Origin of the sequence: Lysinibacillus sp. NPDC086135 (assembly GCF_044746345.1) — a bacterium.
Lineage (GTDB): Bacteria > Bacillota > Bacilli > Bacillales_A > Planococcaceae > Lysinibacillus.
Genome location: NZ_JBIVCA010000037.1, coordinates 1 through 21,013, shown reverse-complemented (window position 1 = coordinate 21,013; position 21,013 = coordinate 1). Strand labels below are relative to the sequence as shown.

At 34.8% G+C, this 21,013-nt stretch carries 24 protein-coding genes; 4 read left to right on the top strand and 20 right to left on the bottom strand.

Annotation, left to right across the window (positions count from 1 at the left end; all coding sequences use genetic code 11):
* Positions 1–228 precede the first annotated feature (228 nt).
* The 12 genes from ACIPKN_RS26380 to ACIPKN_RS26325 all read right to left on the bottom strand — a co-directional run bounded on the left by ACIPKN_RS26380 (position 229) and on the right by ACIPKN_RS26325 (position 12,670).
* Positions 229–633: a hypothetical protein gene (locus tag ACIPKN_RS26380; protein ID WP_400941895.1), complete on the bottom strand. Its 405-nt coding sequence runs from the start codon at positions 631–633 to the stop codon at positions 229–231.
* A 185-nt stretch (positions 634–818) separates the two neighbouring features.
* Positions 819–1,388 carry a group-specific protein gene (locus tag ACIPKN_RS26375; protein WP_400941892.1) on the bottom strand — a complete coding sequence of 190 codons (570 nt, stop codon included), beginning with the start codon at positions 1,386–1,388 and terminating at the stop codon, positions 819–821.
* A gap of 338 nt (positions 1,389–1,726) precedes the next feature.
* The gene (locus tag ACIPKN_RS26370) at positions 1,727–2,665 is read right to left on the bottom strand and encodes an aminoglycoside phosphotransferase family protein (RefSeq protein WP_400941889.1); all 939 of its coding nucleotides are present in this window, start codon (positions 2,663–2,665) and stop codon (positions 1,727–1,729) included.
* Between the two features lie 335 nt (positions 2,666–3,000).
* Positions 3,001–3,753, bottom strand: a complete 753-nt coding sequence (locus ACIPKN_RS26365; protein WP_132363875.1) for an iron ABC transporter ATP-binding protein — start codon at positions 3,751–3,753, stop codon at positions 3,001–3,003.
* Entirely contained in the window at positions 3,750–4,814 is a 1,065-nt protein-coding gene (locus tag ACIPKN_RS26360) for an iron chelate uptake ABC transporter family permease subunit (protein ID WP_400941886.1), read from the bottom strand. The genes ACIPKN_RS26365 and ACIPKN_RS26360 overlap by 4 nt, the downstream gene beginning before the upstream one ends.
* Entirely contained in the window at positions 4,811–5,827 is a 1,017-nt protein-coding gene (locus ACIPKN_RS26355) for an ABC transporter permease (protein WP_400941884.1), read from the bottom strand. Before ACIPKN_RS26355 ends, ACIPKN_RS26360 begins: the two co-directional genes overlap by 4 nt.
* Positions 5,828–5,845: 18 nt before the next feature.
* Complete coding sequence (locus ACIPKN_RS26350; RefSeq protein ID WP_400941882.1) at positions 5,846–6,877, bottom strand: siderophore ABC transporter substrate-binding protein; 1,032 nt, start codon at positions 6,875–6,877, stop codon at positions 5,846–5,848.
* Between the two features lie 380 nt (positions 6,878–7,257).
* Complete coding sequence (locus ACIPKN_RS26345; protein WP_400941879.1) at positions 7,258–7,935, bottom strand: response regulator transcription factor; 678 nt, start codon at positions 7,933–7,935, stop codon at positions 7,258–7,260.
* A gap of 1,124 nt (positions 7,936–9,059) precedes the next feature.
* Positions 9,060–9,590 carry a hypothetical protein gene (locus ACIPKN_RS26340; protein WP_400941876.1) on the bottom strand — a complete coding sequence of 177 codons (531 nt, stop codon included), beginning with the start codon at positions 9,588–9,590 and terminating at the stop codon, positions 9,060–9,062.
* 643 nt (positions 9,591–10,233) lie between these two features.
* Positions 10,234–11,049: a thermonuclease family protein gene (locus ACIPKN_RS26335; protein WP_400941874.1), complete on the bottom strand. Its 816-nt coding sequence runs from the start codon at positions 11,047–11,049 to the stop codon at positions 10,234–10,236.
* A gap of 772 nt (positions 11,050–11,821) precedes the next feature.
* Positions 11,822–12,031: a hypothetical protein gene (locus tag ACIPKN_RS26330; RefSeq protein ID WP_400941871.1), complete on the bottom strand. Its 210-nt coding sequence runs from the start codon at positions 12,029–12,031 to the stop codon at positions 11,822–11,824.
* A 57-nt stretch (positions 12,032–12,088) separates the two neighbouring features.
* Complete coding sequence (locus tag ACIPKN_RS26325; protein ID WP_400941868.1) at positions 12,089–12,670, bottom strand: phosphatidylglycerophosphatase A family protein; 582 nt, start codon at positions 12,668–12,670, stop codon at positions 12,089–12,091.
* Between the two features lie 112 nt (positions 12,671–12,782).
* On the opposite strand from ACIPKN_RS26325, the gene ACIPKN_RS26320 reads away from it, so the two are divergent.
* The 3 genes from ACIPKN_RS26320 (at position 12,783) to ACIPKN_RS26310 (ending at position 14,529) form a co-directional block, all read left to right on the top strand.
* The gene (locus ACIPKN_RS26320; protein ID WP_142510250.1) at positions 12,783–13,502 is read left to right on the top strand and encodes an alpha/beta hydrolase; all 720 of its coding nucleotides are present in this window, start codon (positions 12,783–12,785) and stop codon (positions 13,500–13,502) included.
* An 81-nt stretch (positions 13,503–13,583) separates the two neighbouring features.
* On the top strand, positions 13,584–14,099 hold the full coding sequence (locus tag ACIPKN_RS26315; protein WP_400941866.1) for a YjcG family protein: 516 nt from the start codon (positions 13,584–13,586) through the stop codon (positions 14,097–14,099).
* Between the two features lies 1 nt (position 14,100).
* Positions 14,101–14,529, top strand: coding sequence for a GNAT family N-acetyltransferase (locus tag ACIPKN_RS26310; protein ID WP_400941900.1), 429 nt, complete (start codon positions 14,101–14,103; stop codon positions 14,527–14,529).
* Positions 14,530–14,881: 352 nt separating this feature from the next.
* On the opposite strand, the gene ACIPKN_RS26305 is transcribed toward ACIPKN_RS26310, so the two are convergent.
* From ACIPKN_RS26305 to ACIPKN_RS26280, 6 genes are all read right to left on the bottom strand, one after another.
* Positions 14,882–15,130, bottom strand: a complete 249-nt coding sequence (locus ACIPKN_RS26305) for a stage VI sporulation protein F (protein WP_132363905.1) — start codon at positions 15,128–15,130, stop codon at positions 14,882–14,884.
* A gap of 520 nt (positions 15,131–15,650) precedes the next feature.
* Positions 15,651–15,854: a YjcZ family sporulation protein gene (locus tag ACIPKN_RS26300; RefSeq protein WP_142510253.1), complete on the bottom strand. Its 204-nt coding sequence runs from the start codon at positions 15,852–15,854 to the stop codon at positions 15,651–15,653.
* A 65-nt stretch (positions 15,855–15,919) separates the two neighbouring features.
* Positions 15,920–16,279: a stage V sporulation protein AE gene (spoVAE, locus tag ACIPKN_RS26295; protein ID WP_400941897.1), complete on the bottom strand. Its 360-nt coding sequence runs from the start codon at positions 16,277–16,279 to the stop codon at positions 15,920–15,922.
* Between the two features lie 16 nt (positions 16,280–16,295).
* Positions 16,296–17,291, bottom strand: coding sequence for a stage V sporulation protein AD (locus tag ACIPKN_RS26290; protein WP_400941861.1), 996 nt, complete (start codon positions 17,289–17,291; stop codon positions 16,296–16,298).
* Entirely contained in the window at positions 17,285–17,740 is a 456-nt protein-coding gene (gene spoVAC / locus ACIPKN_RS26285; RefSeq protein WP_400941858.1) for a stage V sporulation protein AC, read from the bottom strand. The genes ACIPKN_RS26290 and spoVAC overlap by 7 nt, the downstream gene beginning before the upstream one ends.
* Positions 17,740–18,144, bottom strand: coding sequence for a YhcN/YlaJ family sporulation lipoprotein (locus tag ACIPKN_RS26280; RefSeq protein WP_255505270.1), 405 nt, complete (start codon positions 18,142–18,144; stop codon positions 17,740–17,742). The genes spoVAC and ACIPKN_RS26280 overlap by 1 nt, the downstream gene beginning before the upstream one ends.
* 134 nt (positions 18,145–18,278) lie before the next feature.
* Here ACIPKN_RS26280 and ACIPKN_RS26275 point away from each other — a divergent pair, with 134 nt between their 5' ends.
* Complete coding sequence (locus ACIPKN_RS26275; protein ID WP_132363913.1) at positions 18,279–18,803, top strand: CotY/CotZ family spore coat protein; 525 nt, start codon at positions 18,279–18,281, stop codon at positions 18,801–18,803.
* A 64-nt stretch (positions 18,804–18,867) separates the two neighbouring features.
* Here the strand turns inward: ACIPKN_RS26275 and ACIPKN_RS26270 are convergent, their stop codons facing one another.
* Together ACIPKN_RS26270 and mgtE are read right to left on the bottom strand one after the other, a co-directional pair.
* Positions 18,868–19,269, bottom strand: a complete 402-nt coding sequence (locus tag ACIPKN_RS26270) for a hypothetical protein (protein WP_255505271.1) — start codon at positions 19,267–19,269, stop codon at positions 18,868–18,870.
* A gap of 53 nt (positions 19,270–19,322) precedes the next feature.
* A complete protein-coding gene (gene mgtE, locus ACIPKN_RS26265; RefSeq protein ID WP_400941854.1) occupies positions 19,323–20,699 on the bottom strand; it encodes a magnesium transporter in 1,377 nt (458 codons plus the stop codon).
* Positions 20,700–21,013 lie beyond the last annotated feature (314 nt).

Here is a 21,013-nt window from a genome sequence, read left to right as displayed (position 1 = left end):
CCCACGCACCCGTACGTCCTACCCTGGCTACTGATATAATAGATTCTATTAAAAAAAGGTCAACCAGTAAAAACTGGTTAACCTTATAATACGAAGCACCCGTTAGCCATCCATGTAGCGCAAAAACCAGCGCTACACCACAGAAAATGAAAGATGATTAAGTTCTTTCATGGGAGTTCAATAAAAAAGGCTGTTTTCTTAAAGATTGTTGCTATAAAACAAAGGTAACTACTCTTGATTAAAATGCAATAATTTATCCATTGGTATATCTGATTCTTTGAAACCATACTTCGTTAACATCATTAGTTCTATTGCTTTTTCAGGGTTCTCTTGATAAAACTTTATAATTACTTCACAATGTGCCAATGCTAAGTGTTCTGTTAGCATACGTGCAAATTCCCCGAGTATTTTTCTATGTTCATCTTTAACAGGTTCTTCAGAGAAATATGTAGCAGAGACATAGTTTGCACGCTTGTCATCTTCTTCATAAATTAACTCAGGAATTTCAAAATCATCAAATGTGGCAGGTCGAAATTCATCTAAAATTGCTAAAGTATAATGTTGATTACAAATTCGAACATCCCACACTTCAAAATCCTTTAATCTAATATTACGTTCAAAATAATCAATCAAACTTATACGTCCCCTTTCAAATTTATTTGACTGCTGATAATCTAAATTACATTTTCTTATTCAAATGTTCTGCACCGTTAGTACAATAAGAAAAAAGTGCTGTCTAAAACAGCTCATTGATCTTCAAGTAAGCCTCCGTTAGTTGAACAAGGTCGCTAATTTATCTAACCACTCAATTAAATCAATTATGTTTGAACTGGAGCAGCACTCCAATTAATCATATTTACACCTTTAATATTAATGTTTCCTAAACTTAAAATATGAGGAATATGTGCAAACATCCCAAAGTTTACACCCTTTTTATGTTCTTCTGTGAAGTAGGCTAATGCGTCTGATGGTAAAGCTGAACATTCTGGATATGAAATGATATCAATGACTTGAATTTCTTCATCAGGTATATCCGAAGCAGGACCTATATAATTTTTTTTATTATAGAAATACACAGCATTTTTATTTTTCATCAATCTTTCCGTTGGTATTTCATAAAACATCAAATCTTTTTTTATACTTACTCCAAGAGAATGTAATGTTTCGTAAACATAGTAAGGGTGAAGTGGTAGTAAAAAAATCACATCATTCCATAAACAATTTAATTTGGGGATACTTTTCAATAATAAGCTTGGTCTTTCTGGATGGTCAGAATACTTTTTTGAGTAAGTTTTATAAAGTTCGGGATGTATCAATTTTATCTCGTTAAGGGAAATAAGAACCTCACCCGTCATTTTTTTAGGTATCATATGATAAACGTAATCCATCAAATTTCCTCCCCATCAAAATTTAATTTTTTAAAAGATAGTTTTTTCAATCTCCTTTTATTCGCTTTCTATCGCTCATATTACCGAGTAAATAAGATGAAAAACGGACTGGCAATATATAGGATAACATATTATAAGATTTAACTTAGAAACAAGAAACCGCTAGAGAGTGTAATTCTTCTTTAGCGGTTTTATATTGTTCTGAAAGTTTTATCTTCAACTAACCTGCTCCGATAGTTCAATAATTTAAGAATAGATTTGCTCATAAATAAAAACTGAACTAAATTTAATAACTATTAGTTCAGTTTAAAAATACACAATAGCAAACATATCACCGTTTATAAACCTGTAACATTATCAATAGGTATGGACTTATACCATAATGGTTGATCCAAATTAAAATAGTCATGATCTGCTAAAATGAGATGGATTCTTTGCAATGCATCTTCAAAAGATTGTTCATCATATCTTTTCGTCCACACAATCGTAGAGATGATATTCATCGCTGCATAAAGGGCATATATTCGCCAAAATGTATCGTCTAGAGATTCTGTAAAATAACCATTTATTTGTCCAATACAAAATGGGATACTATGTCTTCTGCTAAATAAAGAAAGATTATAAAAATCATGATAGGGGTCACCAAAATCATAGCCATTAAAATCAATTACGCCATTGTATGTGTTATTTAGAACGATGATATGGCCCAGATGAAAATCATCATGGAGTAAGGTTATAGGTCGATCTTTAAAAATGTGGAAATTGTTTTCAATAAAGTTTAGTATTTTATGCTCGTTTGGCAGTTGATAGCTACCTTTTTTATATGCATTTAAATAAAAGCTGAATTTCTTTCTTTGAGCTTCTTCCCAAAGTATCGTTTGTGGGGCATGGGCATGTAGTTGATGAATTTTTCTTAATTCTTTCCCAGCAGCAAGACCTATATTAAATTGCTCCACATCAGAAAGATTCGAAATGAATTCATCAGCAGGGTATCCTTCAATATAACTTAATACCATGACAGAAAGATTAGCCTCTATCAATAAAGTACATTCTATGGCTTTATATGTTTGTACACCTTGTTTTTCTAATGCTTGAAGCAATGAAAATTCGATGGTTCGTTTTTCGTGATATTGTATGTCAGATAATCGTATAAAGTATTGATTTTGGCCGACGGTAACTATGTATTTTTTATCTAGTGAGTATCCTTTCTCGATTTTTTTTATAGATGAATACCCTTTAAGGCTCGATATGTGGTCTATTACACTTTCAATTAACACAGTCAATCCACCTTTCTCGCAACGAATAAGAATGAAAATGATACTATACGGTCGAGCGACTGTCAATGTTATGTTATTTTGGTTTTGTAATCCTTTTTTTAAAAATTACTCCTTGAAAAACGTCAGAGTATATTACGATCATCGTTATGACATACTTCAATTCATTATCGAAAGCAGTGGCATTTGAAAAAGTTGCTGTCTGTAAAATACAGGCAGCAACTTTCAACTAGAGTAGCTGTTATGATCTGTGCAAGCTACAGCAAATAATTTAATTTTCTATTTGTTTTTTTGCATACTCATTTTTTGAAATGCTTCTTTTTTTAAAAATTTCGTAACTAATAAACAGCGAGTGGCCCATAAGGACCTTCGATAATTTCTATTTTTGTTTCGAAAATATCTGTCAAAATTTTCGAATCCATAACCTCTTCTACTGTACCAAAAGCAGCAATTTGTCCATCTTTCATAGCACAAATTCTATCGGAATATTTGGCTGCAAAATTTATATCATGCATAACAGTCAGAATTGTTCTTCCAAATTCATTAGCCGCACGTCTCAAATGCTCCATCATTTGAACAGAACGAGCAACATCAAGGTTGTTCAGAGGCTCGTCCAAAAGTACATATTCAGTCTCTTGGCACAAAACCATCGCTACATATGCCCTTTGTCTTTGACCACCAGAAAGCTCATCTAAATATCTATTCTCTAAATCAGTTAAGTCTAAAAAATCGATATATTTAGAAATAATAACCTCATCCTCTATTGTTAATCTTCCCTTTGAATAAGGAAAACGTCCAAATCCAACTAGTTGTCTAATAGTAAGCCTAGTTACAAAATGATTTTCTTGCCGCAATATAGTCAAAATTTTTGCTAAGTCTTTTGATTTGGATCCGGAAATATCCATATTTGCCACCTGAATTTGACCTTCCTCCATATCCAAAAGTCTTCCAATCATCAAAAGTGTCGTAGACTTTCCAGCGCCATTTGGTCCAATTAAAGAAGTAAAACCCGCTTTTGGTATTTCAATATCCAAAGGTCCTATTTTTACCTTATCAGTATAGAACTTTTTAACATTATCAATTTTTATCATAAAGCCCTCTTCCTTAAAACTACAGTTAAAAATATTATTCCACCAAATAATTCGATAATAACTGAAACTACACCTTGTGCATGGAATACATGATACATCAAAAAATATGCACTCGTTAATATCAAAAATCCTATAGCAAGAGCCATTGGAAAAATATATCTATGATCATAAGTTGACGCCGCCTGATAGCTCAAAGTTGCTACTAAAAAGCCATAGAAAGTAAGTGGTCCAATCAAAGCTGTTGAAATTGACATCAAAATAGCAACTAATACAAGCGTATAAATTACACTAGATTGATATTTAACTCCAAAAGAAGTAGAAACATCCTTTCCTAGTGACAATATATTTAGATTCTTAGCATGCGCAAGAAGTAATAATGCTACAATTATTACCATAGGAATTACAATAGGAAAATAGGCTGAATCCGCATTATTAACAGAGCCAAACAATCTTGCCTGTAAAATATCAAATTCAGAAGGCGCAAGTAGTCTTCTCATGAAAGTTGACACAGAATTTAGCCCAGTGCCAATAATAATTCCAACTAAAAGCATAAGTTGTAAATTCCCGTATTTACCAGAAAGTAGCCATCCATAAAGAATCAAACTCATCAAGATCATAACAACAACTTGAAATAAAAATGATCCAATTCCACTAAAATTTATTAATGCACTAGCACCAAAGAAAAATATTGTACTAGTATGAATTGTTGAGTAAAGTGCTTCGAAACCTAAAAGTGAAGGAGTAATAATCCTATTATTCGTAATTGATTGGAAAGCAACAGTCGACAAGCTCTGACAAACTGCAGCAATAATCATTGCCACAAGAGCTACTATCCTTCTCATAACAACCGGGATAAAAGAAGGTGAATCTACTGGAACTGGATTGTTATAAACTAAAAGTCCATATGAAGAAAGAATGCCCAAAGCAATCAATGTTATTAGCAAAATCCAATAACGTCTTTCTTCCTTCTTAGAACGAAAAGCCCTAGCTGATCTATTTTCATTATGAAGGCTAGAATCGATTTCGACATTTTCTTTATTTCTATCTTCCAATGTGTTCATCGGTGCCTCCTTGGTTTTCTTTGTCTCAATAAAATGGTAATAAACACGACTGACCCCACTGTTCCAAGTATTAAAGAAACAGGTACTTCAAAAGGCATTATAATTGTTCGAGAAATTATGTCACAGGCAGTTATAGTCCCCATTCCTATCAAACATACCCAAGGTAAATTACTCCTAAGATCATCGCCTCTAAACATTGAAACAATGTTTGGGACAATTAGTCCCAAGAAAGGTAAGTTTCCAATAACAGCTGCAACAATACCAACTGCAAAAGAAATGAGAACAGTACCGAAAAGAACAATCCTGTTGTAATTAACGCCAAGGCTTGTTGCGACATCTTCTCCTAGCCCAGCTAAAGTCAATCTATTAGCATAAATAAAAATAAACAAAGTAACAATAACAATTAGCCATAAATATTCATATCTTCCCACCTGAACAGCCGCAAAAGAACCTACAAACCAAGTTTCAATACTTTGCGTCATTTGAAAAAAGAGTCCCATAAAAGTGGACACCGCAGAAATGACAGCTCCAAGCATCAATCCAATAATCGGGACAATTAAAGACGAACGAAGTTTAACTCTTCTTAAAAATAAAAAGAAAATCATAGTTCCTATAAAAGAAAAAATGATTGCACCAGTCATTCTTAGAACTAAAGTCGGGGCAGGAAATAATAAATAAACAAAAAGCAGCCCTAAACCTGACCATTCAATAGTCCCTGTAGTAGTAGGTTCAACAAAACGATTCTGTGTAATCAGTTGCATTACGAGTCCTGACATCGACATTGCAGCTCCAGTAAGCATTAATGCAACTGTTCTCGGAACGCGAGTTATGAAAAACATCTCCATTCCATCCTCTTGTCCACGTATATCATAAACTCCAGTAAACAATGATATAATGCCTAAAATAATAACAACTATCATCGTTAATATAAAAGGTCTTGTCCATATTTTATTGTAGTTATAAAACTGGGGTTGAGAATTTATCTCAACCCTAGAAGTTACATTTTTCAGCACTTTTTATACTCCTTTACACTACTTAGCTAAAGTATTTGCAAGGTTTTCAAACAACTCTATATAAGTCTGAATTGATTCATTTGTGTAAGTATCTGCAGGTGCATAAATAATATGTTTTTTAGAAACAGCAGTTGTTTTTTGAAGAGCAGGTGCGTTAGCAATAACATCCTGAGCAGGAACTGAATCTTTTTCACCAGATATTGCAGCATCACGATCTAATACGAAAAGCCAATCCGGATTACTTTGTGCAATAGCTTCAACAGAAACTTCATCACCTTTATGATCTGAAGTAGAATCGGCAACTTCTAATGCTGGTGCCCAACCGAAAATTTCATACATTGGTCCCCAAACACGTCCAGAATGAGGAGCTGCAAAACCAATATCCCCACCACCAACGATAACACTCATTACTTTATCTTTTCCGTTATAAGCAGATTTAGCATTTTCAATAACTTTATCAAAATCAGCTACCACTTGTTTAGCTTCTTCATTTTTATCGAAAATTTTCCCTAAAGCAATTGTAGAATTTTTAAGTCCATTTACTAAGTTTTCCCCAGGCGTAGCAGTTTCCTCAGAAACATCTACATTAAGATCAATAACAACTGCATTTGGCACTAACTTTTTGATTTCTTCGTAATAATCAGCAAATCTTTGACCGACGATTACAAGTTCAGGGTTTGCAGCCGCTATAATTTCAAGATTTGGTTCACGGTGATTTCCAATATTTTGAACTGATTCATCACTTACATATGGTGAATCCGCAGGCATTACATCCTTTGGAACAGCTGCTAGTTCAATTTTCCAATCAGCTAAAGTTTCAAAAGTTCTATTATCCAAAGCAACTACATTCTTTGGGTTTACAGGAACAGTAACAGTTCCGTGGGCATCAGTGATTTCAACTGTAGCAGGTTTAGCAACTTCTTTACTTCCATTATCTTCATTAGACTTTGACTCTTGATTAGATTTATTGCTTGAATCTGAACAAGCTACTAACATCAATGTCAAAACTGCGATAATACCAACAAATTTTAAAAACATAGATTTCTTCATACACATACTCCTTATTATGTAATTTATTTTGAAAATGATGAAGTCAATAGATTGAATTGGATAGTAATTGCTAGCCATTCCAATTGCTATTGATAATCATTTTCATTTAACCGTTCTGTGAAACAGTATAGTCTTTAATTCTGTGAAAATCTTGTGAAAAATGTAAGATGATAAATAAAGTTAATTTTTCACATTAAATATTGGATACAAGAAAGTAATGCGTGAAGTATTCTTTTTATAGTTTCCTTCTCTTCATTATCTTCCAAAAACTGTTTGGTTATCAGATTTTATAGAACAAAAAAACGAGCAAAACTAGTTGAAACTGTTTTTACTCGTTTTTTCGATTATGTTTAATATTAATTACTGTGACAAACTGTACACTATTCAATCATTGAATAGCCCCTGCCATGTATTGTTTGAATATATCGGTCTTTCTTCTCGCACTTTATCTTTTTTCTTAAATACCCAATATATAAATCCACTACATTTGGATTGACTGCTACGTCATATCCCCAAACCAGATTCAAAAGCATTTCACGACTTAATATTGTATTTTTATTCTTGATTAAAAATACAAGTAAATCATACTCGCGTTTAGTAAGCGGGAGATTTTCGCCATCCTTTGTCACAATATTACGGGATGAATCAACAAGGAGATCTTTAAACCGAAAGAAATCAGTCTCGTTTGGCTGGATACCGTCCCCTCTTCTTAAAATAACTTTTATCCTCGCTACTAATTCTTCTTTCACAAATGGTTTTCTTATATAATCATCTGCTCCTGCTTGTAATCCTGCTATGCAATCCTTGCTGGACATATTGTCGGTCACAATGATTATGGGTGTCGTTTTAACAACCCGTATTTGTCTGCAAATTTCCGGTCCAGATACACTTAACGAATCCCAATCCAATATGATAATATCCCAATCTTGCTCATATACTATATTTAAACCTTTGTTTTCATTGTGAAGTGTTAAAATGAAATAGCCTTCTTGATTTAGGCCGCTTACGATTTTCTTTGCTAAAGACCGTTCATTCTTAATTACTAACACCTGCTTCACCTACTATTCACCTCTACTTCATTTCATAAAATAATTTATCAAAAAAAAATATCGGATTTATAAATCTTAAATTTCTAATAAAACTATTATAACAACTCATCAAGATATATTTAGTAAAATTAACAATAAATGAGCATAAAATACTAAACTTCGGAATTAAACAGAAGAATACTTCAGTTATTTAACCAAAATATCGGTGAAACTGTTGACAGAAGTTTTTTTAGACTTTCAATATGTTTGGATGGTGAATTTTACTTTAGTAGATTGTTTAAAAAAGTAACTGGAATACCGCCAACGATATATGTAAAAAGTAACTGTTTGAGAATCGGTATTGCTCAAGGTTTAGACTTTAAGATAATCTAGTAGCAGTAGTTGATTTTATAAACACCAGGAGATGGACAAGACGATTATGAGAGAAGGTTGCTTTACAATTAAAAAGAATTGCGAGAAGCAAAACTAAATTTAATTATTGGTGATTTTTCACATTCCTTTCTGAATGAAACCTTTAAACAAATAACTTCTTTACGAGCTCATATATGATGATTTGGGACTTCTCCCAGCGAATGCTCTCTACGAACAAAATACGTCTGCAATTTTGTTCTCAAAATATACCAAAGTTAAACACAGACCATATTTGGAATCGAATGTTACAATGATTTACTAGAAGTTGAGTAAACACAGTCTAATTTACGTTCAATAAAAAATAGGAATGATATACCAGTTGTACAAAATGGGAAAATACAGTTGATAGATAACTGGTTAATAATAAGTTGGACTCCTCATGAAAGAATCCAAATTGCGAAGGAGATACTATCAACATTAAGGTAATTATTATAATCAACAGTGAGCAGGCTTGTATCTGGGATTCTCCTGCGGGCTAACGTGATTAAATTTAAAATTTAACATCAAAAAGAGAAAACTTATAATAGAAAATTACTTTTAAAATTAAAAAACCCGCCGTTTTGAAAATAGCCTAATCAAAATGAGTGGGTTCGATTTAATATAAATATATTTTAATATAAATCACTTGCTTCATACATAATTTCCTTTAAAGGTTTTCCGAATATCTCTTCTAAAATATTTTGTAATCGAAATCAACCACTTCCAAATCATCCGTAATTTCATTAAACCTTTTTTGATTCAAAGTACAATTTTAAATTACTTTTTCTTAATTTATTAGCTTCTTTAATTAAGTCAACTTTTTTTTGATGTATTTTTTTTAGTGAGCTTATTGCATTTTCTACGATTGTCGGAGCATCGTTTCCTAAGTTAGGGAAATGCTGATTTAAATATTCATATAAAGCCTTTTTTTCAATATTGGATGGAACGCTAGGTGCTAGAGGCAACTCGAATGGTGATTTGTTATCTGCCAATTGTTGAGGAGTATTATATATAAACTGAAAGGCATTTTGTAACATCCTTTTTTTCCTTTCATCAGTCACCTCATACACCCCTTGTGAGTCAAGAGTAATTCGGTCAAATTCAACCATTACTAGTTGGTCTGGTTTTCTATTTTTTGTTCTGTAGTACAGCATAACCTTTAAAACATCCTGCTCTGACAGCTCCTTTATTTCTTTAAATCTCCCATCTTTAGGATTAGGAATCTTATAAATTTTATTTTCTTTAGAAATATACAACCATTTTATACCACCCATAATCAATCCTCCTAAAACAACAAGAACATTAGTTCTCTTCTGAATTATAATGCTTATTTGACTTTTAACTATACAAAACTTTCAAATAAAGATTGATTGAAAGTATGCTGCGAGCATTTATATTATAAATAGAAGAAACTTCACTTATTTTCATACATTTGAGTAAAAAAGTAGTATTGAGCCTTCATAAGATTAATGTTTTTGGAAAAAAATCCACGAGTTAATACCCCATGGATTTTCTATTTAAGTGAAGTTGAATTAATTAAACGCTTCTAATATATTTGCGATTTTTCATTTTCTCAAATCATCTGCTTACTACAATGCATCTAGAGCTAAGTAATACAATTATTAGCTGTATTTTTTTGAACGACATCTTTTCAATATTTGTCTTTGTACCAGTTTCAATATCAGTTTGAATGCTCTATGGAGAAGTATAGCCATATCTTCTGTGAAAATCCTGTAACTTCCTTTCAGTAAAGGAAAATATAGGTATTGTAAATCTAAGTAAAAATAGAACCACCAATCAATATGATTGGTGGTTCTTAATTTTTAACTATAAATTATACAACCACTTTTTTGTGGCAAACGGGTATCTCTTTCTATCATTAATTGTTGAGAAATAACTATAAATAATTAAACTAATTTATTGCTTCGCTGGAATAAACCCAGCAGCTTCTGCTTCTTCTTTCGTACAGAACATCTCCTCTGCTACTGTATTTTCATAGTCACGTTGCCCTGGCATATGAAAAATTTTGTTACCTTTGGAGTTAATATTTCCTTTGATTTCACAACTGCCCTTGTTGTTATTAGTATTCGATTTATCCTCATTTATGTTAGACTGCTTTCCTTCTTTTATTGCAGCATAATATACATCTTTATCGTATCCGCGATTCGTTACATAGTCTTCAACTGACCAAATACCAATAGCAGCTTTTTGCGCAGTTTTTTGAATAGATTTAAACCAATCTACATGCTTCGTATTTGGATTATAAATATATGCCACGCGAGCTAATCCATTTTTCAATAGTTGCTCTTGAATACTAATACCATCTTTAGTATAAACATATGCTAGTAACCTTTTATATTTATCACGATATGAAACGTCAAATTCTAAATAAACCTTATCTTGACCAGCTAGTAGCTGCTTTGCAAATTCTTTAGCTTCTGGCCCATAAGGTTGCTCTCCTAACGTTTCGTGATTAGTTTCAGGGGTATCCACAAGAAGAAAACGTACTTTTTCTGAGCTACCCTTATATTTTATTCTTATTGTGTCGCCATCAATTATATCTTGTAGTTCGTATTCTTCAAATTTACTCACATCGTGCTTTTCAGCAGTTTCCTTCGTTGAAGCTACAATTCCTTGTATATCTTCAGTTTTGATAATATCTGTGTTAGTTTCTTCTGTACATGCACTTAAAAGCAATGTAGAAAAGAACAAAGCTAAAAAGAATTTTTTCAAATCAGTATCCTACTTTCTTAAAAATAAAATATATTATTTATTTTCCTATACCCCCTCTTTTAAGAATTCAAATAATATGATTCCAAGTTAGACAATACCTCCGTAATAAACCGATTTAATCCTCTGCCGCTGATTTCTTCCAGCTACTTTATAAGTTTCAACATTGTCTTTCCTATGAATAGTATAATTTCTGATCCTACCTATTCATAAAATCAAAAATCCCCAGTTAAATGATAAACTGAAGACCAGAAAATTTATCTGAAAATTAAATACAACACAACAGCCAAAATAATTGTTCCGCTAGTGATTAACGTCTTAATATCTTTGTCACTCATTTTTATACCTCTTTTCTAACATTTATTAATACTTTATTTAAATCTATTATAGTCCACTAAGATCAAAATAAATTTGATTTATTGTCAGCTGAAGATTTTTTCAATAGTGATTAGAGTATTACCCTACTCATTAAAAAATCTTCAGTTGCAATAACCGAAGATCATAATAACTATATAGTTAAGCAATATTTACATATCACACTTGATACATCATTATTCTACACCAGTTAATATGTACACTAAAAGAATCCTTTACTCATTAAAAGTCCTTAAAGTTTTCACGATGTTCCTATTGTAAAATATCAGGCTACTACATTCAAGTTATGTAGAGTATACAAAACAATCGGCTTTAACATACTAAAGCAGAGCCTCCTCAAATTATTGAAGATACTCTGTTCATAGTGGTCCGATGACCCGCTTTGACGAACAAATGCTTTTTACGAAAGCGTAGCGGCAACAACAACAAAAGCGGAGGAAACGCGCGATGAATGGCGATCGCTGATAAAATGCTGATAATCGCCGATAACGTCATGAAAATCGCTGATAAAATGCCGATAATCGCCGATAACGTCATGAAAATCATTGATAAATTCCAAGAATCGTTCCCATTCGAAACGGAAATCAACTCTCATTTTGCCGGAGAGCATTGTAAACCGAACCTCCTCATATTATTGAGGAGGTTCGGTTATCTATTTTATACTCTGTTAAATCTCATTATGTGATTTTGGTTTTGGTCCTAGCTCTTCGGGTTCAATATCAGCAAATGTCTCGCCCTCTTCTTCCAAGTCACGCATACGATGTGCAATACGGGATGCGGCAGAAGCTGCAATACTGCCAACTAAATCATCTAAAAACGTATTTACATGATGTCCAGGTTCTGTATCCAACTTCTTAATTATACCTATTTTTTGCTTATCTAAGTGTCCGAAAGTCGTTACTGCTATGCTACCATATGTAAAAACAGATCCAAGTGCGATTGTTTCATCCACACCAAATAAACCCTCATCGGATTCTATTATTTGCTGTAATGGTGCCGATAATAACTTTTTCTCTGCAAGCTCATCTAATTCAATCCCTACTAATAAAGCATGTTGAACTTCACGCTTACGTAATACACGCTCGACAGAATGAACACAGTGGTCTAACGTTAAACCTTTATTATAGGATTTTTGCATTTCATAAACGATTTTTGCAATATCCTCTAACGATACACCACGCCGAATAAGTGCAGCTTGAGCTGCCTTCGCTACTTCATCAGAGTGTATGCGAGTATTTTTATCATGCATAACTATCCCTCACTTCGATTTTATTGCTAGAATAGTGCTAGCCCAACCTATTATACCTTTACTTTGGGTATATGGTACAATCTCGTTACAAACACGAGAAGGAGTGTCATCATTGGATAAGGGAACTGTACAGGATTTAAAGTTCTATAGTGAAGCATTACAGGAGGAATTACAGCTCTATATTTATGTTCCTGCAAATTATTCTCCACTATATAAATATAATATTTTAATTGCATCAGACGGAAAAGATTATTTCCAACTTGGAGGTATTACAAAACTTGCCGATGAACTTATCGATGACTATGAAATCGAAAATTTAATCATTGCCTTCGTTCCTTATAAGGACATTAAGGATCGACGCCATAAATATATTCCAAGCGGAGAGCAACATGAAGCATACCTTCGTTTTTTAGCTCATGAGCTTGTGCCGTATTTAGATGCTGAATATGCAACATATCAAATGGGAATGAGTCGAGGGGTCATTGGTGACTCAATGGCTGCAACCGCTTCTTTAATGGCCGCATTAAAATACCCAAGTATTTTTGGCAAGGTTATTTTACAATCACCGTATGTTGATGAAGATGTTTTGCAAGCTGTAGGGAATTTTAAAGATCCAGGTGCAATTTCCATTTATCATATTGTCGGTAAAGAAGAAGATAAAGTTGTCACGATGGATAAAACAATTAAAGATTTTTTAACACCAAATCGTCAGCTTCATAATCTCATGATAAACAAAGGATTTTCTACATTTTATGAAGAATTTGATGGCAATCATACATGGAAATATTGGAAACCTGATTTACGCCGCGCATTAATTGAAAATTTTAATTAATTAAGACGATTCAAATTACGAAATCGGAAATTTCTGTTATACTTAAATTAAAATTTGTTTATTTTCGGGAGGTAATGGCCTATGAAATATGGTATTGTGGCATTTCCATCAAAAAAATTACAAGATTTAGCGAATACTTATCGAAAACGTTACGATCCTCATTATGCGAAAATTACTCCGCATATAACATTAAAGGACAGCTTCGAGGCTACGGATGAAGATATTCAATCTGTCGTAAAACAATTAGATGGGCTTGCTGCCAAATATGCACCTTTAAACATTCATGCATTACGCATAAGTTCATTTTTCCCAACAACAAATGCGATTTATTTCCGTATTGAACCAACTGAACAATTAACAACATTATACCAAGCTCTAGAAGAAAAAGTACCTGTTGGTGAGTCAAAACACGTATTTGTACCTCATATTACTATTGCTCAAAAAATGACAGATTCCGAGCACGATGATATCTTTGGGCAATTACGTATGACAGGTGTTGACGAAAAAGATACAATTGATCGCATTCATCTTTTATATCAATTGGAAGACGGCTCGTGGACAACATATGAAACTTTCCGATTGACTGGAGCTGAGTAATCTGTATAACGTAAAGATTGTTGAAACAACAAAAGAACATGAGGATGCGTTTGCAGTCCGCAAGCAAGTTTTTGTTGAAGAGCAAGGTGTGCCGCTTCATCTAGAATGTGATGCCGAGGATGCATCTGCAACGCATTTCATTATGTATGAAGACAATGACCCTGTAGGTGCTGCACGTTTACGTAGTATCGAGGACGATGCCGCAAAAATTGAACGTGTTTGTATTTTACAAGATCAACGCGGCAAAAAACTAGGTGCTTTAATAATGAAGGAAATGGAGAAACACGCCATTTTAATTAATAAGAAAAAACTAAAACTTCATGCACAAAGCTATGCTATTCCGTTTTATGAAAAGCTTGGCTATACGGTAACATCTCCTGAATTTATGGATGCTGGTATCCCACATCGTGCTATGGAAAAAATAATTTAACTTTTTTCGGTAAATATTTCTTGTTACAAAAAACAAAGCGTCAGCTACAGATGTTTTGTGTAGCGAAAGCGAAGCGTCAGCTACACATTCTCCACCTCTATATGTGGTGAGATGAATGCGGGTTTAAGCTTATTTTCAGCAGGTGTCCAAACATCCACTGAAATAGCGGAGATCATTCTATGAACGGACGCAATTATGCCGAGGCATATTTGATCAAATAGGGTGTTACGAAAATGCTGAAGCATTCGTAACACCCTTTTTATTGCACTACAAAGCTTTAAAGGTTGATTTATAAATGAAAATCCATTTAAATCAACCTTTTAGATATATTGCTTTGCCTAGTAGATTCATGTTATTTCATCATTTTTGTAATTTTATCTAAATCTAGTGAATTACCATCTTGAATAATTGATTGTACTAACTTATCTTCAAGCTCTTGTGTAATTTGTCTTTTGGACATTTTACTTACGCGTCGTACGATTTTTCTTACTTGTTTTTCATTTTTAAAATCAGCATGTTGAATTTCATTTGCTAGAGCAAAGATTTCATCCATTGATACTCCAGTTTTTTGTTCAATTGAATTAAAAAGTGAGCGATTCATGTTCCCCCTCCTATCAGTTAAAATTCAAATTTATTCTTACTCTCATGCACGAAACATATGACAACTAGTGAAGGCTTTAAACTTTATTCAGAAAATGGAGCACTCTGAAGAAAAGCTAAAGCCTCTATCTACTGTCACAATCAATTCGCCTCGGCATAATTGCGTTCGGAATCGGCCTTGTGCTTAGGCCTGCACGAGGGCCGACACGATGTCGGTCATTTCGGTAATGCCACAGGACGTGGCGTTTTTACCGATGCAGGTCAGTTAGCCGTTATCGCATGGATGCGATGATTTTAGGCTAACATCCTAAGTGAACTTCTTTCCGATTCCGAAACATCCGCCGGAGGCTTTAGGCCAACACGAGGTTGGTCACTCAGTCGTTGCCACAGGACGTGGCGTTCTTAGACTGAGTTCCTCTATTTCAGCAAATGTTTGGACATTCCCTGAAAAATAGCTAAACCCGCATTCATCTCACCACCCTATAAAGGTGGGAGACTTCTGCAGAAAGAAGTTAATCAAATTATATGCAAGCAGCACCTACAATGATCAGAAGAATGAATAGGACAACAATTAAGATAAATGTTGAACTATGTCCATGTCCGTAACCATAGTAACCGCCATAGCAACCGTCATGGTGACCGCCATAGTAACCTCCATAATCTCCTCCGTAACAACCATCAGCATGCCCTCCATACGGATGCGCACCCCAGCCTTGATATCCCATAAAAATACCCCTCCCTTCTACAACCTATCATATGTTAGCGTTGTAAAAATGGGTGGGGTATTCGTCTAATCAACATTTCCTTTAGGTTTAAATATTAATGCTCCGATAAAGCCAAAAACAACTGCAGAACTGATTCCTGAGCTTGTCACCTCAAACATCCCAGTTAACACACCTACAAGCCCATGTTTTTCCGCTTCAACAATCGCACCTTGCGTTAAGGAATTTCCAAAAGATGTAATAGGAACAGTTGCTCCGGCACCAGCAAAATTAATGAGTGGTTCATACAAACCCATTCCGGCAAGAATTGCACCAGCTACGACTAGAGTACTCAATGTATGTCCGGGTGTTAATTTACCAAAATCCATTAATAATTGACCTATGGCGCAAATAATGCCACCTATAAAAAATGCAAACACAAATGTCATAACCATAGTTTTCGCCTCATTTCATTGTAATTTCAATCGCATGCGCCGTACATGGGATTGTCTCGCCCTGTTGAAATGAAAGCGGAGACAATAATGCTCCTGTCGCCACAAGAAGTACTCGTTTATAGGTACCTGCTCGCATCTGTTGAATCACATAACTAAAAAAAACAGCTGCCGAACAACCTGCGCCACTTGCACCGGATTGGAATGTTTCATCCTGTCCATAAAACTCTGCACCTGCATCACGTAAAGGTTGTAACTCCTCACTCTTTATGCCACTTTCAACAAACATACCTTTTAGAAGTTTTAAGCCAAGTTGACCTAAATCACCTGTTAAAATTAAATCATAGTGGTAAATTTTTTGATTACGCTGTTCTAAATGTGATTGAATCGTCTGAAAAGCAGCTGGTGCCATCGCTGCGCCCATGTGAAATGGATCATCCATACCGTAATCAACCGATTTTCCAACAGTTGCTGCTTCAATAGAAGGGTATTCTTCATGATGTTTACCAATTAGAGCATATCCAGCAGCCGTTACCGTCCATTGAGCTGTTTGGGGCTTTTGTGAGCCATAATTGATTGGATAGCGGAATTGTCGCTCAACCGCATTGTGTTGACTAGATGCACCGGCTAACGCTAATTTGGAGGCACCTACTTCTGTTAAAAGGCTCGCAACAATTAATGAAGATATAGAGGTGGCACACGCTGAGAATAACCCGATAAAAGGAATGTCTAAATCTCTGGCCGCAAAATTGGTTGGTGTCATTTGATTAATTAAATCGCCGCCCATAAAATACTCAATGTCTGCACTTTTCACGCCTGCTTTTTTCATGGCGAATTCACAGGCTTCTTCAACCATTTTTCGATGCCCTTGTTCATTTGTTTTCATTTGCCAACGTTCATCATCGAAGGTCGCATCAAAATATTGACTAAATATACTGCGTTTCTCTAGTGGACCAGCTACCACACCACCTGCTATTAAGGAAGGCTTCGATTGAAAGACAATTACCATGAAACCACTCCTATCGTCACAAGAATGAATTTAATAAGTGCTATAAAAAAGGCGGAGACAACACCAAATAATACAACTGATCCAGCTAATTTAAATATATTTCCACCGACACCAAGTACTAATCCTTCAGTTCTATGCTCAATGGCTGCAGAAACAACAGCATTACCAAACCCTGTTACAGGCACAGCGGATCCAGCTCCAGCAAATTGACCAATTTTTTTATATAAGCCAAACCCTGTTAATATCATGGCGAAAAATATCATTGTTGCAACTGTTGGATTTCCGACTGTCGCTTCGGTAAAATCAAAGAATATCATATAAAAAAGGGATACGGCCTGTCCGATTGTACAAATAAGTCCACCTACTAGAAACGCCTTTGCAACATTTTTAAAATAAGGCGGTTTCGGCGTGACATTTTGCTCTAATTGCTGGTATTGTTCTTTTTCCACTATGTTTCCTCCTTTGCAAGCTTTTTCAATTTCTTAATTTTATCTTTCAGTTTATTATCTTCAACTTGTTCCCTTTTTATTTTATTGGCTTCATAAAATATTTTATAATCAGCTGAGACAAAAACATCTTTGTTTGGATATTTTTCATCAAATTTCTTTTGCAACTTTTTCTCTAATTTAGTCTTTTTCCACTTATCCCACGGTTTAATTTGCACAGCCACAAGCATACTATTGTCATATTGAATAACCGTTGTTTTGTCTACAAATTTCTGTTCTTTTAAAATGGCTTCAACTTCCTTTTCATTTTCCGGTGAACCATAGACAATAAATTTTTCTTTTTCACCGCAACCACTTAAAAGCGATAAACTGACTAATAGAGGTAACATTATTCCTAACAGCTTCAAGCTTTTACCCTCCTTTTCTTTAAAGTTTCTCCAACCATAAAAAAACTATTCATTTAACTATATATACGAATGCCCGAGTCCATTTTTCAGAAGCACATATTGTAGAAGTAGTAACAAGGAAAGGAGGTGACAATATGGGTTGTGGTAAGCCAACAAATCCTATTGGACCAATCCATTCAGCAGGCTGCGTTTGTGACGTAGTACGCGCTATTTTAGACATTCAGAATCAAGCGGTGAGAGATGAATGTCAACCATGTACAGCTAACTGTTTCTTAGAACCACTTGGAGGCATTGTAAGTCCTGCACGCTCTCATGCAGATACACGTGTATTCATGTTAATTACAAAAGACGGTACTCCTTTTAAAGCATTTTTCAGTTCACCAACAGCAGATCCATGTATATGTACATCCGTATTTTTCCGTGTAGAAGATATGTTCGATGAGTGCTGCGCTACTTTGCGTGTTTTAGAGCCTTTATGTTCATTTGACTCCAGCGAAAGTACAGTAGATCTATTAAGTCGAGATGGCTGCTGTGTCAACATGAAAAAAATATGTAAAGTAGATGATTGGAATTCAACTGAGAGCTGTATCACTGTCGATTTATCATGCTTCTGCGCTGTACAATGTATTGCTGATGTTGACTTAGGGATTTGTGAATAGTCTCTTCACCTTTGACACACTACACATAAAAAAAGTGTACAGCATCCTCTGCTGTACACTTTTTTCATAAGGTAGGTAATTGTTTACCTCGCCATAATACTTGATCTATGTCCTCAAAATAGATAATCTCTTGCGTCTTTAATTCGAAAGAAGTAAGCATCAATGAATCGGTCTGTACATCAGATGCACTACCACGTAATTCTCTACCATCCTTTAAACATATAAGTAACGGTTGATACGCTTTTTGTCGAAAAGGCTTCTCTAAAAATTGAAGCTGCTTTAGTAAATACGGATCTATTTGTACTTTTTCAACTACTTCTTCTTTTTTTTCAAAAGTTTGCTCATTGAAACAGCCGTCCTTTATATACACTGACGTACTTTCATCCAATTCAAGCTCATGTAGCATCTTAGAAATATTTAAAAAATATGATGGTGACTTTATAAACAAGCGTGGCTCTTGACCCACATTACTCACTTCCCTTTTTTTCATACAATATGCAAAAGGAAGAAGTTTGGTTCTCAACCTATTTGACTTAAGAATACTGTCGCTAAACCTAAGTAAATTAAAATACTTGTAATATCATTTAATGTTGTAATGAATGGACCTGATGCGACAGCCGGATCAATCTTCATGCGATGCATTAGTAGTGGAATAAAAGAACCTGCAAGTGTTGCTACTAAAATAGAACCACAAAGCGCTGCTCCTACTAGCATTCCAAGAATCAACTCTTGTTTCCAAACATAGATAATGCCGATCACAATCAGCCCACAAACAACTCCAGACATTAAACCTGTACCGGCTTCACGTAGTAGTAATTTTAGCTTGCTATGTTCTTCGACATCGCCTGTTGCAATACCTCGAATAGCTACCGCTAGTGCCTGTGTTCCACTATTTCCTGAAGTACCTGAAATGAGAGGGATAAACACTGCGAGTAACGCAACCTGTTCTAACGTTGCCTCAAACTGTCCCATCAAATTTGCTGTCAACATCCCTAAAAATAATAATATGACAAGCCATGGTAAACGCTTTTTAGCCGCTTGAAACGAGGTTGTATCAAATTTATCCATATCGGAAATACCCGCTAATTTAGAGTAATCCTCCGATGCTTCCTCATCAATAACGTCGATAATATCATCGACTGTAATAATCCCTAGTAATTCACCTTTATCGTCAATAACTGGTGTCGCTAAGAAATTATAGTCCTTCATAATTTGGGCAACCTCTTCTTGGTCATCCCCTGCGTGCACCATCACAACACGTTCATTCATAATTGAACGTATGAGGGTATCTTCATCAGCAATAATTAAATCACGAAGTGTAATAACACCTGTTAATCGATGTGCTTCATCAACGACAAATATATAATAAATGGTTTCGGCATCTGGCGCCTCTTTCCGTAAAATCGCCATCGCTGAACGAACAGTAGAATTTTCTGGTATCGCTACATATTCAGTCGTCATGATAGAACCAGCTGTACCTTCGTCATAGCTTAATAACTCATTTATCTCTTCAGCTATTTCCTCATCCATCATGCCTAAATAGCTTTCACGTTGTTTCGTATCCAACTCATTTAAAACGTCTGCAGCATCATCTGCATACATGTGAGAAAGCATTTCTGCACCATATGACGGATCCATCTCAGCTAGATACGCTGTGTATTCATCATCATCTATTTCGATTGCCTCAAAAATATCAGCCATTTCCGTCGGAGACAAGTACGAATAGATGATCTTCCTTATATCAGGTTCCACCTTCTCATAAAACGTTGCCTGATCATATGGATGAAGCTCTAAAAACTCATCGCGGAATGCGTTAATATCATGTGCTTCGAGCATTTCTCGCAATCGTGCCTCGTCGAACTGCACATCATCCTTTTCATTTCTTTCCTCTATCATGCTTGTCCCCTCCTTCCGAGCATTAAATCATTGATACGGGCAATGCCGTAAATCTACCTTATATATAATAGAATGTATTGTGCCTTTTCTGCAAACCCTTTTTTTACTACATAGCAACCTACATCATTACCCTATCTAATTGGATAAATCTAAAGGTAAATGTTTCTATTTTTCACCCATTACCATAACGTGTGGTTGATTTTCGTTCCGACTGTGCGCTTTGTTGCTGCCGCTTCGCTTTCGCACAGATAAAACATTTGTTGCTGCCGCTTCGCTTTCGCACAGATAAAACATTTGTTGCTGCCGCTTCGCTT

What these genes read in the sequence shown, in the direction of transcription:
- ACIPKN_RS26375 (WP_400941892.1), bottom strand. Translation starts at nt 1,388, where the DNA reads ATGGATTACGTTTATCATATGATACCTAAAAAAATGACGGGTGAGGTT.
- ACIPKN_RS26365 (WP_132363875.1), bottom strand. Translation starts at nt 3,753, where the DNA reads ATGATAAAAATTGATAATGTTAAAAAGTTCTATACTGATAAGGTAAAA.
- ACIPKN_RS26360 (WP_400941886.1), bottom strand. Translation starts at nt 4,814, where the DNA reads ATGAACACATTGGAAGATAGAAATAAAGAAAATGTCGAAATCGATTCT.
- ACIPKN_RS26350 (WP_400941882.1), bottom strand. Translation starts at nt 6,877, where the DNA reads ATGAAGAAATCTATGTTTTTAAAATTTGTTGGTATTATCGCAGTTTTG.
- ACIPKN_RS26340 (WP_400941876.1), bottom strand. Translation starts at nt 9,590, where the DNA reads ATGGGTGGTATAAAATGGTTGTATATTTCTAAAGAAAATAAAATTTAT.
- ACIPKN_RS26330 (WP_400941871.1), bottom strand. Translation starts at nt 12,031, where the DNA reads ATGCTCTCCGGCAAAATGAGAGTTGATTTCCGTTTCGAATGGGAACGA.
- ACIPKN_RS26325 (WP_400941868.1), bottom strand. Translation starts at nt 12,670, where the DNA reads ATGCATGATAAAAATACTCGCATACACTCTGATGAAGTAGCGAAGGCA.
- ACIPKN_RS26315 (WP_400941866.1), top strand. Translation starts at nt 13,584, where the DNA reads ATGAAATATGGTATTGTGGCATTTCCATCAAAAAAATTACAAGATTTA.
- ACIPKN_RS26305 (WP_132363905.1), bottom strand. Translation starts at nt 15,130, where the DNA reads ATGAATCGCTCACTTTTTAATTCAATTGAACAAAAAACTGGAGTATCA.
- ACIPKN_RS26300 (WP_142510253.1), bottom strand. Translation starts at nt 15,854, where the DNA reads ATGGGATATCAAGGCTGGGGTGCGCATCCGTATGGAGGGCATGCTGAT.
- spoVAE (WP_400941897.1), bottom strand. Translation starts at nt 16,279, where the DNA reads ATGACATTTGTGTTTGCATTTTTTATAGGTGGCATTATTTGCGCCATA.
- ACIPKN_RS26290 (WP_400941861.1), bottom strand. Translation starts at nt 17,291, where the DNA reads ATGGTAATTGTCTTTCAATCGAAGCCTTCCTTAATAGCAGGTGGTGTG.
- ACIPKN_RS26275 (WP_132363913.1), top strand. Translation starts at nt 18,279, where the DNA reads ATGGGTTGTGGTAAGCCAACAAATCCTATTGGACCAATCCATTCAGCA.
- mgtE (WP_400941854.1), bottom strand. Translation starts at nt 20,699, where the DNA reads ATGATAGAGGAAAGAAATGAAAAGGATGATGTGCAGTTCGACGAGGCA.